Genomic DNA, 13,773 nt, shown 5'->3' with positions numbered 1-13,773 from the left:
CCTTGAGGGGCACAACGCCCCCCGGCTCCTTTGCCGAGCGAAAAAATTACTTCCGCTTCGCACCGTCATCAAAGGCAACAAAGACATTGACAGTCTTTGGTGCGCCGCCTGGGCCATTTGGAATGGCAACGTGGTCATTGTTGAAGATGAACTGTCCACCGCCATCAGTCGACAGGTCGACCTGATACTGGCTTGTTTCACCAAAAATTTCGCCCTCGCCGTCTTTAACCGACACGCGAATTGGCAGAGTTACCTTGCCAGCCTTTGCCTGCGGGCCGGGAACGATTCTCCCCTGCACCAGCACGTTGACCGTCAACGTATCCGTGTTCATCGTGCAGGCACGGGTGCTGTCTGCCAGCGATGCCTGATAAACCAGTTGCTCGGGATTATCCTTGGCGCCACGCGCATAAACGCGGTGAATGGCGTTGCTATCCAGAACCGTGACCTTCGGGCAGTTTGCCTGCACCACAGGGGTTACCGCCGCAGCTGCGGGTGCAGCACTGCCGGTTTCGCCTATGCCGAGTGCCTCCGATGGGCTCGAAGAGTTGCATCCGGCAACGATAGCAAGCATCGACATGGCGGCGGATAAACGCAAAATTTGACCTGACACTCTGTTCAATCCTCTACACTGCCTCCGAGGTGTACCGGAGAACCTGTTTAACGGCCTTTCACGCCAGTTGGCGATGGTCTATAGCAGCGACGTCGGAAAAAATCGATTGGCCTGTTCGGATTTGCTTGAATTTTCCTCAGCATCACTGAATACCACCATATCTGTTTTGCTTCGGCGACCTGACTGCTTACGACAAGGGACCATCTCGTGGAATATGTTTCGACCAGGGGCGAAGCCCCTTCGCTGGGTTTTTGCGATGTATTGCTTGCCGGTCTGGCACGCGACGGCGGGCTGTATGTGCCGCGTAAATGGCCTTCGATGAGCAAAAAGGAAATTCGCGCGCTGCGTGGAAAATCCTATCAGGAAATCGCCTTTGAAGTGCTGTACCGCTTCACCGGCGGTGAAATCCCGGCTGACGACTTCCGTGCGATGATTGACGAGGCCTATGCCACGTTCCGCCATCCGGCCGTCGTGCCGCTGGTCCAGACCGGTCCCAATGCCTATGTGCTCGAACTTTTCCACGGCACGACGCTGGCGTTCAAGGACGTCGCCATGCAGCTGATCGGTCGCCTGATGGATTACGCGCTCACCCAGCGCAACCAGCGTGCCACCATTGTTGGCGCGACTTCAGGCGATACCGGTGGTGCGGCCATCGACGCTTTTGCCGGTCGTGAACGCACCGACATCTTCATCCTGTTCCCACATGGCAAGGTTTCGCCTGTGCAGCAGCGCCAGATGACCAGTTCGACAGCATCGAACGTGCATGCCATTGCCGTGCACGGCAACTTCGATGACTGCCAGAACCTGGTCAAGGAAATGTTCAATGACGCCAAGTTCCGCGACTCGGTAAAGCTGTCCGGCGTCAATTCCATCAATTGGGCGCGCATCATGGCGCAGGTGGTTTATTACTTCACCTCGGCGCTGTCGCTCGGCTCGCCAGATCGCAAGGTGTCCTTCACCGTGCCAACCGGCAACTTCGGTGACATCTTCGCAGGTTATGTGGCCAAGAAGATGGGCCTGCCGATCGATCGTCTGGTCATCGCGACCAATGACAATGACATTCTGGCACGTACGCTAAAAACCGGCCGTTATGAAATGCGCGGCGTGAAGGCAACCACCTCGCCTTCAATGGATATTCAGATTTCCTCGAACTTCGAGCGTCTGCTGTTTGAAGCCTATGACCGGGACTCCCGCGCCGTGCGCAACTCGATGGATGGGCTGAAGCAGTCCGGCTCGTTTGAAATTCCGGAAGAAGCGATGAAGTTCATTCGTCGTGACTTCCGCGCAGGTCGTGCAACTGAAAAGCAGGTTGCAGCAACGATCCGCGAGACGTTGCAGGAAACCGGCTATCTGCTTGATCCGCATACCGCAACCGGCGTGTTTGTGGCCCAAAAATACGAAAAGCCACGTAGCCCGATGGTCACGCTTGCCACTGCCCATCCGGCAAAATTTCCGGCTGCAGTAAAATCCGCTTGCGCAATCGATCCGGCCCTTCCATCATGGCTCGCTGATCTTATGAACCGGGAGGAGCGTTTCGAAATTCTGGAGGCCGACCTTAAAGCCGTTGAAACCTTTATCGGCAAACATGCGCGCGCCAAGGAATAGAGACGCGGAAAGACGTTAAAATGAATGTTCAAGTAACCCGGCTTGCGTCCGGGTTGACGGTCGTAACCGAGCGCATGCCACACATTGAAAGTGTGGCCCTCGGGGTTTGGATCAAATCGGGTTCACGTAATGAAACCGATAATGAGCATGGCATTGCTCACCTTCTTGAGCACATGGCATTCAAGGGCACGGCGCGACGCACGGCCCGCCAGATTGCCGAAGAAATCGAGAATGTCGGCGGCGAAGTGAACGCCGCGACCTCCACTGAAACAACATCCTATTACGCCCGCGTCCTGAAAGACGACGTTCCGCTGGCCGTGGACATTCTGGCAGACATTCTGACAGAATCCTCGTTTGACGAAGACGAGCTGGAGCGCGAAAAAAATGTCATCCTGCAGGAGATCGGTGCCGCAACCGATACACCCGATGACGTGATCTTCGATAATTTCTCAGGCGTTGCCTATAAAGACCAGACCATTGGCCGACCTATTCTCGGCACACCTGAGACGGTCCAGTCGTTCACCACGTCACAAATTCGTGGTTATCTCTCCCGCAATTACACCACCGATCGTATATTCGTTGTTGCCGCCGGTGGGGTGGATCACGAGACTTTCGTCAAACAGGTCGAGCAGAGATTTTCCAGCCTGCCAACCTCGCCGGACGCATTGCCTGTGATGCAGAAGGCCATTTATACCGGTGGCGAGATCCGCGAAACACGCGATCTGATGGATGCGCAGGTGCTGCTGGGCTTTGAAGGCAAGGCCTACCACGCCCGCGACTTCTACTGCTCGCAGATCCTTGCCAATATTCTTGGCGGCGGCATGTCATCGCGCCTGTTTCAGGAAGTGCGTGAATATCGCGGCCTGTGTTATTCGGTTTACGCATTCCACTGGGGTTTTTCCGACACCGGGATTTTTGGCATTCACGCTGCAACTGGTGCCAATGACCTGCCGGAACTCGTTCCTGTCATTCTAGACGAGTTGCGCAAGTCGTCGGAGAAAATCCACAACCAGGAAATCGAGCGCGCCCGCGCCCAGATCCGCGCGCAGTTGTTGATGGGCCAGGAAAGCCCGGCTGCCCGTGCAGGACAGATTGCCCGGCAGATGATGCTTTACGGCCGCCCCATCCCCAATGACGAGATGATGCAGCGCCTGCATGACATCACCACCGACCGATTGACCGATCTTGCCGGACGGCTGTTCTTTGACAAGGCCCCGACCTTGTCCGCCATCGGCCCGCTGGAAAATCTTGCATCCATGGATGATATCGCGGCTGCGCTCGCAGCGCCGCAGCACATACAGAAAAAGGCGAATGCCTAGGTCGATGCCCCTGACAGCGATCAGGAGGCAGTGGTCGTGACGGGGACTTGAATGAGCCGATCCATGTTGCGTTTTTTCCTACGAAACGGCGACAAACCGGAAATTCGCGATTCGTCCTATCTCCTGCGCCTGCCGCAATATTCCGATTTTCGGCAGTGGCATGTGCTTCGCTCCGAAAGCCGTCAGTTCCTGCAGCCGTGGGAACCGACCTGGCGGCCCGATGAACTTACCGAAGGGTCGTTCCGCACCCGCGTTATCCGCAACGGTCAGGAATTCAATTCTGGCAGCGCCGTTGCGCTTCTGGTTTTCAAACAGCCCGAAATGTTACTTCTCGGCGGTCTTACAATCGGCTACATACGCAGAGGTGCGGCCCAAAGCTGCATGATCGGATACTGGATGGGCGAACGATATGCGGCACAAGGCCATATGTCTGCCGCATTAAGACTGGTAATACCCTACATCTTCAACGGGCTACAGTTGCACCGAATTGAGGCAGCCTGTATTCCAGATAACTTCAAAAGCATCCGGTTGCTCGAAAATGCCGGCTTTCAGCGGGAAGGTCTCTTGCGAGAATATCTCAAGATCAATGGTGAGTGGCGCGACCATGCCATGTTCTCCCTAATCGCTGATGGTCGCCGTGACGGCAGGAAACCGGACTGATTATGGCTGGCATGTATTCAAAAACGCACTTTTCACGGCTGATCGCGGCAATCGCCATCCTGTATTCGGCCTTGCTCGCGGTGGCTGGCTTCGCAACGACGGCCGCTGCCTTTGAACCGGTGAAGATTTCGCGCGATGCCACCGCACTCGACCTGACGGCAACAACCGACATTCATGTCAATCAGGGTGAGGCCTTTCAGGTGTCCACTGCACCCGGCCCCGATGGCATTCGCCGCCGTATTGAAGTTCGTGCCAGTTCCCCAACTCACCAGGGTGACTGGGCAGTTTTTGCACTCGCCAATGTCTCGGAAGAGCAGCTTGAGCGCGTTATTGTTGCCCCGCATTTCCGTCTGGTAAATTCCAAGCTGTTCTGGCCGGATCTCGGTTCGCAGCGTATCATCGCCATCACCCCCAGTGAAGGTTTTGCGCTTGATCGCCAGCCAAGCCCGGATGCCGATGTTTTCCGCATTACCCTGAACCCCGGTTCGGTCATTACCTTTGTTGCCGAGCTTTCCACCCCGCAATTGCCACAGATTTACCTTTGGGAACCGGAAGCCTACAAGGACACAGTCAACGCCTTTACGCTTTATCGCGGTATCGTGCTTGGTATTGCAGGTCTGCTCGCGGTTCTTCTGACCATTCTGTTCGTGGTCAAGGGTACATCGGTTCTTCCAGCTTCAGCAGCCCTTGCCTGGGCGGTTCTTGCCTATATCTGCGTGGACTTCGGCTTCCTCGAGAAGTTGATCAGCGTCACCTCGAGCGACCAGCGAATATGGCGCGCGGGAGCGGAGGTCGCTCTCGCATCCAGCCTTGTGATCTTCCTGTTTACCTATCTCAACCTCAACCGATGGCACGCGCATCTCGGTTACGCGACATTTGCGTGGGTTGTGGGTCTGACCCTGCTGTTCGGCGTTGCGATTTACGATCCGTCCGTGGCCTCTGGTATCGCGCGCATTTCCTTTGCACTGACCGGCATTGTCGGCATTGCGCTGATCATCTATCTCGGTTTCAACCGCTACGACCGCGCCATTCTGCTGGTGCCGTCATGGGCGCTGATCCTTGCCTGGCTGTTCGGCAGTTGGCTGACCGTTACCGGACAGTTGGACAATGACATAATCCAGCCGGCACTTGGCGGTGGTCTGGTCCTGATCGTGCTGCTGATTGGCTTTACGGTCATCCAGCACGCCTTTGCTGGCAGCGCCTACCAGCAAGGGCTGTTTTCAGACCTCGAGCGCCAGTCACTTGCTCTGACCGGCAGTGGTGATACCGTGTGGGACTGGGACGTGACCCGCGACCGTATTGTCACCACACCTGATATTTCCATCAAGCTTGGCCTGCACCCCGGCAGCATGCATGGCGCTGCTCGCAACTGGTTGCCACGCCTGCATCCGGATGACCGCGACCGCTTCAAGGCAACACTCGACGTGCTGCTGGATCACCGCAAGGGCCGTTTCAACCATGAATTCCGTATTCGTGCCGAAGATGGTCATTTCCACTGGTTGCAGATCAGAGCCCGGCCGGTTCTTGGCTCGAATGGCGAAATCATCCGCTGCGTCGGTACGATCACAGATATCACCGAACAGAAGAATTCGGTCGAGCGCCTGTTGCAGGACGCACTGACCGACAATCTCACCGGCCTGCCGAACCGTCAGGTGTTCCTTGACCGTTTGCAGTCCATCCTGAACCTCACAGCCGATGGCGACAATGTTCGCCCAACCGTGCTGGCGATCGATATCGACCGCTACAAGCTGGTCAATGACACGCTTGGCATTGCCGCCGGTGACAATATCCTGATCGCATTGACCCGCCGTCTGCGCCGCCTGTTGAAACCACAGGACACGCTTGCGAGACTTGGCGGCGATGAATTCGGTCTGATCCTAGTGTCGGAACGCGATCCAGCCCGTATTGCTGATTTCGCTGATGCGGTGAACAAGGCAATCATGGTGCCGATCAACTTTGCCGGTCGTGAAATCATTTTGACGGCTTCGGTTGGTCTGGTTTCCTGGATCGATCAGCAGGACAGCGCTGCCGGACTTCTGAGCGACGCCGAGCTGGCCATGTACCGCGCCAAACGGTCTGGCGGTAACCGCGTCGAACCGTTCCGTCCGGCCTTCCGCAGTTCCGGGACTGATCGCTTGCAGATGGAAAGCGATCTGCGTCGTGCCTTGGAACGCAAGGAGCTTTATCTCGCCTATCAGCCGATCATCAGGCTGGATAATGGCGATATTGCCGGTTTCGAAGCGCTCATGCGTTGGGAGCACCCCAAGCGAGGCAATATTCCGCCAAGCGAATTCATTCCGATTGCCGAGGCCTCAGGCCTAATCGAGCAACTGGGCATGTTTGCGCTCGAGCGTGCAGCCACCAATCTGGTGGAATGGCAACAGGCAATCGACAAGCTGCCGATTTTCGTTTCTGTCAATATTTCCAGCGCCCAGCTTCTGAACAACGAACTCTATAATGATGTTCGCAGCATGCTGGCCCGCACCCACTGCAACCCTGCGCAGTTGAAGCTGGAACTGACCGAATCCATCGTGATGGAAAATCCGGAACAAGCGCGGCTTGTGCTTGCCAAACTCAAGGAAACTGGCTTGAGCCTCGCCCTTGATGACTTCGGCACGGGTTATTCATCGCTCGCCTATCTCACGCGTTTCCCGTTCGACACCATCAAGCTGGACAAGGCGTTGGTCGCCAACTCCACCGAAAAGCGCAACATTCTGCTGATGTCGGTTATTGCCATGGCGCGCGCGCTTGAAATGCATGTGGTGGCAGAGGGCATTGAGACGCCAGAAGATGCAGCCGAACTGGCACGCATGAATTGCCATTACGGTCAGAGCTTCATTTTCGGCACACCTGAAAATGCCGACGCCTCACTCAAATTGCTGCGCGAGCGTTTTCAGCCTGCCAAACGCGCCTGATCCGCGGCTATTCCGCCATGCACCAGTTCGTGAATGAACTGGAGCTTGGCGGCAACCACTGGGGTCAGCACGAAGGGATATAGATCCCCCTGCCCCATGGAGCGGTGAATGGAGTTCAGCGCAACGCTGAGCGGGATCCAGACGGATACCAGCTGTTCGGCATTGCGGGCATTATAGGGGTCGAACTCGACCTCGGTCGCCATTTCCCGATGACCTTCCGGTTCGATTGCCATGCCAAATGAGCCCGCAGTCTCAAGCGTATCGATGATATGCAGATAATGCGCGAAACATTCTGCAAAATCCTCCCAAGGATGGCTGGCGGCATAGGTGCTGATATAGCTCTCCTGCCAACCCTCCGTTGGACCACTTTGGTAATTGCGCTCAAGCGCCTCGGCGTAGTCCAGTGTTTCATCACCGAACACGGACCGGAACGCCTCCAGCCGGTTGGCATCACGCACCAGCCTGTTCCAGATGAAGTGGCCGGTCTCATGCCGGAAATGCCCCAGCATGGTGCGATAGGGTTCGTTCATGTTGGTGCGGACCTGCTCGCGCGTCGCATCATCGGCTTCGGCCGCACGAATGGCGATCAGCCCTTCCTCATGGCCGGTCATGGCCGGAATGATATTGCCATCGGGCGCAACCTCATCCACCAGAAAATCAAACACCAGACCGCCCTCAGGGTCCTCCAGACGGTCTGGAGCGGGCAGGTTCAGCCGTAACAGGGAATAGAACAGATGGCGCTGTGCCTGGCTGATACGCCTCCATCGTTCCAGCCCAACCGGTGTCGCCGCGTCAGGCACCAGACGGTTATGTTTGCACACCTGACAAAACTCGCCGTCATGCTCTGCTGGTACCGCCCAATTGCAGATGTCATGCACCTCATTGGCGCAGAAGCGGATTTGTCTTTCCGGTGACGACATCACGCTCCACAAGGGCTCGCCAATAGGCTGCAGCGCCTGCATCGACGCCATCTCCGGCACAAATGCCAGGCGGCTGCCGCACTTCACGCAAAAACGATTGTCAAAGTGAATGGATTGGCCGCAGGTAGCGCAATTGAAGAGTCTCATCTCAACCCCGTTGTCGTCACAGCTCTAGAGAAAAGAAAAGTGCAGGCAAAAATTTACCTGCACTTGAGGCTGTGGGAACAGCCAGTTCCGGACGCATGCCGCTCAAGCGGTAGGCCGGGCGTTTTGCACCTTACATGCGGTCGACAGCATCTTTGACAACGTCTTTCGCTTTGCCGGTTGCTGTCTGGACCTTGCCCTTGGTTTCCTGAACAGTACCTTCGGCGCGCAGACGGTCATTGCCTGTAGCCTTGCCAACGCCCTGCTTTACCTTGCCAGCAACTTCGTTTGCCTTGCCAGTAACCTTATCAGACATGCTACCCATTGGAATTCTCCTTTAACTTTTCTGCCGTCTATCCCGGCAGCGTGGAGAAAACGCCGATGCCGCTAGCTGGTTCCAATCACATCGTAGAATTTCAAATGAAGCGCCTTGCACGCATCACAAGGCGCACGGGCACTTATGCGTGCCCGGCGGTGGTAGACAATGCGGAAAGCTCGATACCCATTAGGGAAAGCGCACGCTCGTATTTATTGTCGAGTGAGCGGTCAAAAATCATCGCGTCATTGGCTGCGCAGTTCAGCCAGCCATTCTGGGCAATTTCTTCCTCAAGCTGGCCTGGGCCCCAGCCTGCATAACCAAGCAACATGGTTGCGCGGTCCGGACCGCTGCCATTGGAGATGGCACGGACAATGTCCAACGTTGCCGTCAGGGAAATCTCGTCACTGACCGGAATGCTGGATTCACTGGAATAATCGTCAGAATGCAGCACAAATCCACGGCCACTTTCCACCGGACCGCCGCATTGGATCGGGAATTCTCGCGTATGGTTTGGCAGCATGATCGCATCATTGCTATCCATCAGATTGAGATGCAGCAGCACGTCGGTAAAGGTAATCTGCTGCGGCCGGTTAATGATAAAGCCCATGGCACCAGCAGACGAATGCGCGCAAATGTAAATAACCGAACGATCAAAATTGCCATCGTTCATTCCCGGCATGGCAATCAGAAATTGCCCATCCAGAAAGCCACGTTCTCGCTTGTCCATGAGAGTTGAAAATTTCATATTCACCTCCGGATCGTTAGAAACTATCGGCCCTGCCCTTCGCTCAATTCTTTCAGGATGCGGCATAGCGGCCAATCAATCAACTGAAAATGATTGAAATATTTTGATATCAAGTGGCAGAGCGCAGGCGGGTGGAGTAAATCAGAGCCCATGCGTATTTTTCAATCAGTCCCGGCTTTGTTTTCATTTGCCGCCATCAGCTTTTTCCTGACTGCTGCCACCGGCAATGCCGCTGTGACCGAGTGGGCGCAAAGCGAAGGCGGCCGCATGCGGGTGGTGACATTGGATGTCAACGACAATGGTATGCTACAGGCTGCTCTGGAAATCGAGCTTACTCCAGGCTGGATCACCTATTGGCGCGAACCCGGTGAAGCCGGAATCCCACCGCATATTTCAAGCCCGCCAGACAGTGGTGTTTCCGTTGGTACTGTTCTCTATCCCGTCCCAAAACTCATCCTGAACGGCGATTTGCGCGATATCGGGTACGACCAGTCCGTGCTTCTGCCCTTCAAGATCGGCACCTTCGAGATTGGCAAGGAAAAGACCGTCAAACTGTCTGCCTTCATTGGCGTCTGCCAGAACATCTGCATACCGTTCCAGGCGGAATTCGACATCAAGGTTGGGAAAACATCCACCGCTACAGCGGATGAACGCCTCAGCATCGAAAACACCTATAAGAAGCTGCCACAGCAACCGGACGACAGCTTCAGGGTCACAGCCTACGAATACAAAAAGGACAACACAATTTCCTTCGACGTGTTGCTCCCGGAAGGTCCTGGCGACACGCCGGAGGTTTTCCTGACCGGACCGGATGGTTATGCCTTTTCCAGCCTGTCAGGGTTCAAAAAGAGCGGCAGAAACGCCGTATTCGACATGGATATTAGCGGGCTTCCCAAACGTTTTACCATGCAGGGAAGCAACTGGCGTATTTTAATAAAATCAGGTGGCAGGGCCATTGAAAGCCCGCTGAATTTTTAACAAAAATCATATTTGAGAGCGTGATTTAGTCAGTACGCTCCATCAGGAAAACCGCTATATACAATGCGTTGACACAACAGGAGCATCCTATGACCATCGCAATCGGTGACAAGCTGCCTTCGGCCACGTTCAAGGAAAAAACAGCAGATGGCCCGGTGGAAACCACCACGGAAGACCTTTTTAAAGGTAAGAAGGTCGTTCTCTTCGCCGTTCCCGGCGCATTTACCCCGACCTGCTCTCTCAATCACCTGCCCGGTTACCTCGAAAACCGCGACGCCATTCTGTCGCGCGGCGTTGACGATATTGCCGTCATCGCGGTCAATGACTGGCACGTGATGGGCGCATGGGCACAATCGTCAGGCGGTCAGGGCAAGATCCACTTCCTCGCGGATTGGGACGCATCCTTTACCAAGGCACTCGGCCTTGATGCTGATCTGTCCGGCGGTGGCCTCGGCGTTCGCTCCAAGCGTTACTCGATGCTGGTTGAGGACGGCGTGGTGAAATCTCTCAATATTGAGGAAAACCCTGGTCAGGCGACCGTTTCCTCTGCTGCCACGATGATCGAACAGCTTTAATCAGTTCTATCGACTGAAGATCGTTTTAGAACGCATTTCGATCAGACCGGAATGCGTTCTATTCTTTTGTAGCTACGTTTTCAGACCAGCATGTCGAACACGAGAATGCCGGCGAGACCGCCATCGGTCAGCGTTATGATCTGGTCGCCAACTTCGAGATGCTGTGGATGTGTCAGATAGGCATCACGTGCCTCGATGCTTTCAAGGGTTACGATAAACCCGTCCAGAAAGCCGCCATTGAGCCCTTCAGGTGACACATTCTGCCCGGATTTCACGTCCAGAATTCCCGGAACAACATCCTTCAAGGCGGCAATAGCGTCATAGATTGCCTGCTTCTGATCCGCCGTGGTCGACGCCTTCAGACGCAGGAATACGCAGTGTTGAATCATCAATGACCTCTCCTGTTCTTTGACGACAAGATAGGTCGAGATGAGGCTTTGGCAAGATTAAATCAGGCGCAAACCGGGCTTACCGTGTCTTGAACGGTTCCATGCCCTTGCGCGCAAGCTCATCGGCACGCTCGTTTTCCGGGTGACCGGCATGGCCCTTGACCCAGTGCAGCGTCACTTTATGCCGATCACGCGCTTCTTCCAGCGCCTGCCACAGCTCGACATTTTTGACCGGCTTGTTATCAGCGGTCTTCCAGCCTTTTTTCTTCCAGCCGAAAATCCACTTGGAAATGCCGTCCTTAACGTAGGAACTGTCGGTGTAAAGATCGACCTCGCAAGGTGACTTGAGCGCATTCAGGGCCTGAATGGCCGCCATCAACTCCATGCGGTTGTTGGTCGTTTCCGCCTCCCCGCCGCACATTTCCTTTTCTATTTCACCGTAACGCAGCACAGCACCCCAACCGCCCGGCCCAGGGTTCCCCGAACAGGCGCCATCGGTGAAGATATCGACATGTTTCATTGGCTGGCCAATCCGTATTCGGCCACATTGTCGATCGAGCGGTGGAAGCGCAGCTTGCGCAGATATTCAATCGGGTCCTTCTTGACGACCAGCGCACCTTCCGGCGTCGTCAGCCAGTCATAAAGGCGCGTCAGGAAGAAGCGCAGAGCAGAACCACGTGCCAGCAGCGGCAAGGCATTCAACTCATCAGCGCTCAGCGGACGGACCGACTGATAGCCCTCCAGCAGCGCCTTGCCCTTGGTGACGTTATAGGCGCCGTCCTTCTCAAAGCACCAGGCATTGAGGCAGATGGACACGTCATAGGCCAGGAAGTCGTTGCAGGCGAAATAGAAGTCGATCAGGCCGGAGAGTTCATCGCCAAGGAAAAACACATTGTCCTGGAACAGGTCGGCATGAATGACGCCAGCTGGCAGGTCTGTCGGCCAGTTGGCGGCCAGGAATTCGATTTCCGGCTGAATTTCCTTTTGCAGACCGGTTTCCACCTCATCAGCGCGTTCACGGGATTTTTCCCAGAGAACTTTCCAGCCTTCGACGGAGAGAGCATTTGGACGCTTGATGTCAAAACCTTCGCCTGCCAGGTGCATGGCAGCCAGCGCCTTGCCCACTTCGCGGCAATGTTTGGCTTCCGGCTTGCGCAGCCACATGCCTTCAAGGAAGGAAATCAGCGCGGCAGGACGGCCGGAGAGCTCACCCAGCAATTCACCGTCGTTACGTGGCAGTGGCAGCGGGCAGGACAGCCCCTTGTCGGCAAGATGGTGCATCAGGCCGAGGAAAAACGGCAGGTCCGATTTTTCCACGCGTTTTTCATACAGCGTCAGGATGAGTGGCGACTGAGTGGTATGCAACAGGAAATTAGAGTTTTCCACGCCCTCCGCAATGCCCTTGTAAGACGTTAACTGCCCTGCATCATAGGCTTCCAGAAAGGTCTTGAGATCGTCTTCGGTGATATCAGTGTAAACTGCCAATTTGAAGTCTCTTAAATATCAGAGGTTTGCAGCAAAAACGGATTTTGCAGGCATGATGTCGCGGGAATCGCCATTCACGAATGCCATATCTGCCGTGGTCAGTTCAATGCTACGCAGCTCTCTGTTGACAAGGAAATGTTCGGTTTCTTCAACCGTGACGGCCAGATCAAGCGTCGTGTCGTAACGTTCGCGGAATGCAGCAATAATCTCGTCAACAATCACTTCGGGAGCAGACGCGCCCGCCGACAGGCCAACGGTTCGGATATCACCGATCGTATCCCAATCGATTTCGGAGGCACGCTGGACCAGAACCGAGCGCGTGGCCCCTGCTCTTAACGCAACTTCAACCAGGCGCTTGGAGTTGGACGAGTTGGGGGCGCCAACCACAATGAACAGGTCACAACCGGGTGCTGCCTGCTTGACGGCTTCCTGGCGGTTGGTGGTTGCATAACAAATGCTGTCTGCCGCTGGTGACTGAATGGACGGAAAACGCTCCTGCAGCTTGGTAATAACACCAGCCGTATCATCAACCGACAGCGTGGTCTGGGTCACAAAACCCAAATTTTCTGCATCCGCAGGCTCATAGACGGCGGCATCTTCAATCGTTTCGACAAGCGAAACGGTGCCATCCGGCAATTGCCCCATGGTGCCTATGACCTCAGGGTGGCCGGCATGGCCAATCAGCACGACATGGCGACCCAGACGCTGGTGACGCATGGCCTGCTTGTGCACCTTGGAAACCAGCGGGCATGTTGCATCGAGATAAAAGAGGTTACGAGCCTGAGCATCCTCTGGCACGGATTTCGGCACACCATGAGCGGAAAACACCACCGGCTGCTCACGATGCTCCGGCGGAATTTCGTGGAGTTCCTCAACGAAGATTGCACCCTTTGCCTCAAGGCCTTCAACCACGTAGCGGTTGTGAACGATTTCGTGGCGCACATAGACAGGAGCACCATAGGCTTTCAGCGCCAGAACGACGATTTGGATTGCCCGGTCCACGCCGGCGCAAAAACCGCGCGGGCCGCAAAGCCGTATCGTCAGGGGCGACTTGGAAACTATGGTGTTCATTCCTTCTCCTTGGCCTTCTCCATGGCGAGCCGGCCATA

The 13,773-nt window shown here is 55.5% G+C and carries 14 protein-coding genes; 6 read left to right on the top strand and 8 right to left on the bottom strand.

The features are described from left to right. Positions 1 to 46 precede the first annotated feature (46 nt). Positions 47 to 610 (bottom strand): PilZ domain-containing protein, encoded by a 564-nt coding sequence (locus RT613_RS12925; protein ID WP_313615909.1) that lies wholly within the window; start codon positions 608 to 610, stop codon positions 47 to 49. 207 nt (positions 611 to 817) lie between these two features. Here RT613_RS12925 and thrC point away from each other — a divergent pair, with 207 nt between their 5' ends. The 4 genes from thrC to RT613_RS12905 are packed head-to-tail and all read left to right on the top strand — an operon-like array spanning position 818 to position 7,109. After that, complete coding sequence (gene thrC, locus RT613_RS12920) at positions 818 to 2,215, top strand: threonine synthase (RefSeq protein WP_313615907.1); 1,398 nt, start codon at positions 818 to 820, stop codon at positions 2,213 to 2,215. Positions 2,216 to 2,235: 20 nt separating this feature from the next. Continuing rightward, complete coding sequence (locus tag RT613_RS12915) at positions 2,236 to 3,534, top strand: pitrilysin family protein (protein WP_313615905.1); 1,299 nt, start codon at positions 2,236 to 2,238, stop codon at positions 3,532 to 3,534. Between the two features lie 51 nt (positions 3,535 to 3,585). After that, positions 3,586 to 4,194, top strand: coding sequence for a GNAT family protein (locus tag RT613_RS12910; protein ID WP_313615904.1), 609 nt, complete (start codon positions 3,586 to 3,588; stop codon positions 4,192 to 4,194). Between the two features lie 11 nt (positions 4,195 to 4,205). Beyond that, complete coding sequence (locus RT613_RS12905) at positions 4,206 to 7,109, top strand: EAL domain-containing protein (RefSeq protein ID WP_313615977.1); 2,904 nt, start codon at positions 4,206 to 4,208, stop codon at positions 7,107 to 7,109. Here RT613_RS12905 and RT613_RS12900 read toward each other — a convergent pair. From RT613_RS12900 to RT613_RS12890, 3 genes are all read right to left on the bottom strand, one after another. Continuing rightward, on the bottom strand, positions 7,088 to 8,176 hold the full coding sequence (locus RT613_RS12900; RefSeq protein WP_313615903.1) for a putative zinc-binding metallopeptidase: 1,089 nt from the start codon (positions 8,174 to 8,176) through the stop codon (positions 7,088 to 7,090). The genes RT613_RS12905 and RT613_RS12900 overlap by 22 nt on opposite strands. Before the next feature lie 130 nt (positions 8,177 to 8,306). Beyond that, positions 8,307 to 8,498, bottom strand: coding sequence for a CsbD family protein (locus RT613_RS12895; RefSeq protein WP_313615901.1), 192 nt, complete (start codon positions 8,496 to 8,498; stop codon positions 8,307 to 8,309). A 133-nt stretch (positions 8,499 to 8,631) separates the two neighbouring features. Further along, positions 8,632 to 9,237, bottom strand: coding sequence for a YqgE/AlgH family protein (locus tag RT613_RS12890; RefSeq protein ID WP_313615899.1), 606 nt, complete (start codon positions 9,235 to 9,237; stop codon positions 8,632 to 8,634). A gap of 150 nt (positions 9,238 to 9,387) precedes the next feature. Between RT613_RS12890 and RT613_RS12885 the strand changes: the two genes are divergently transcribed. Both RT613_RS12885 and RT613_RS12880 read left to right on the top strand, forming a co-directional pair. After that, entirely contained in the window at positions 9,388 to 10,215 is an 828-nt protein-coding gene (locus RT613_RS12885; RefSeq protein ID WP_313615898.1) for a protein-disulfide reductase DsbD domain-containing protein, read from the top strand. An 89-nt stretch (positions 10,216 to 10,304) separates the two neighbouring features. After that, positions 10,305 to 10,790 carry a peroxiredoxin gene (locus RT613_RS12880; protein ID WP_313615896.1) on the top strand — a complete coding sequence of 162 codons (486 nt, stop codon included), beginning with the start codon at positions 10,305 to 10,307 and terminating at the stop codon, positions 10,788 to 10,790. Positions 10,791 to 10,870: 80 nt separating this feature from the next. On the opposite strand, the gene RT613_RS12875 is transcribed toward RT613_RS12880, so the two are convergent. The 4 genes from RT613_RS12875 to ispH form a co-directional block, all read right to left on the bottom strand. Further along, positions 10,871 to 11,179, bottom strand: coding sequence for a Dabb family protein (locus RT613_RS12875; RefSeq protein ID WP_313615894.1), 309 nt, complete (start codon positions 11,177 to 11,179; stop codon positions 10,871 to 10,873). Between the two features lie 79 nt (positions 11,180 to 11,258). Beyond that, the gene (rnhA, locus tag RT613_RS12870) at positions 11,259 to 11,699 is read right to left on the bottom strand and encodes a ribonuclease HI (protein WP_313615892.1); all 441 of its coding nucleotides are present in this window, start codon (positions 11,697 to 11,699) and stop codon (positions 11,259 to 11,261) included. Continuing rightward, a complete protein-coding gene (locus RT613_RS12865) occupies positions 11,696 to 12,664 on the bottom strand; it encodes a homoserine kinase (RefSeq protein WP_313615890.1) in 969 nt (322 codons plus the stop codon). Before RT613_RS12865 ends, rnhA begins: the two co-directional genes overlap by 4 nt. An 18-nt stretch (positions 12,665 to 12,682) precedes the next feature. After that, entirely contained in the window at positions 12,683 to 13,735 is a 1,053-nt protein-coding gene (ispH, locus tag RT613_RS12860) for a 4-hydroxy-3-methylbut-2-enyl diphosphate reductase (RefSeq protein ID WP_313615888.1), read from the bottom strand. Positions 13,736 to 13,773: the final 38 nt, after the last annotated feature.

This window comes from Agrobacterium sp. (assembly GCF_032092815.1).
Lineage (GTDB): Bacteria > Pseudomonadota > Alphaproteobacteria > Rhizobiales > Rhizobiaceae > Agrobacterium.
This window is presented reverse-complemented; position numbering and strand designations above follow the sequence as displayed.

Bases quoted from the DNA above. Each gene is read 5' to 3' on its own strand.
- RT613_RS12915 (WP_313615905.1), top strand. From the start codon at position 2,236: ATGAATGTTCAAGTAACCCGGCTTGCGTCCGGGTTGACGGTCGTAACC.
- RT613_RS12910 (WP_313615904.1), top strand. From the start codon at position 3,586: ATGAGCCGATCCATGTTGCGTTTTTTCCTACGAAACGGCGACAAACCG.
- RT613_RS12905 (WP_313615977.1), top strand. From the start codon at position 4,206: ATGTATTCAAAAACGCACTTTTCACGGCTGATCGCGGCAATCGCCATC.
- RT613_RS12900 (WP_313615903.1), bottom strand. From the start codon at position 8,176: ATGAGACTCTTCAATTGCGCTACCTGCGGCCAATCCATTCACTTTGAC.
- RT613_RS12895 (WP_313615901.1), bottom strand. From the start codon at position 8,498: ATGGGTAGCATGTCTGATAAGGTTACTGGCAAGGCAAACGAAGTTGCT.
- RT613_RS12890 (WP_313615899.1), bottom strand. From the start codon at position 9,237: ATGAAATTTTCAACTCTCATGGACAAGCGAGAACGTGGCTTTCTGGAT.
- RT613_RS12885 (WP_313615898.1), top strand. From the start codon at position 9,388: ATGCGTATTTTTCAATCAGTCCCGGCTTTGTTTTCATTTGCCGCCATC.
- RT613_RS12880 (WP_313615896.1), top strand. From the start codon at position 10,305: ATGACCATCGCAATCGGTGACAAGCTGCCTTCGGCCACGTTCAAGGAA.
- RT613_RS12875 (WP_313615894.1), bottom strand. From the start codon at position 11,179: ATGATTCAACACTGCGTATTCCTGCGTCTGAAGGCGTCGACCACGGCG.
- rnhA (WP_313615892.1), bottom strand. From the start codon at position 11,699: ATGAAACATGTCGATATCTTCACCGATGGCGCCTGTTCGGGGAACCCT.
- ispH (WP_313615888.1), bottom strand. From the start codon at position 13,735: ATGAACACCATAGTTTCCAAGTCGCCCCTGACGATACGGCTTTGCGGC.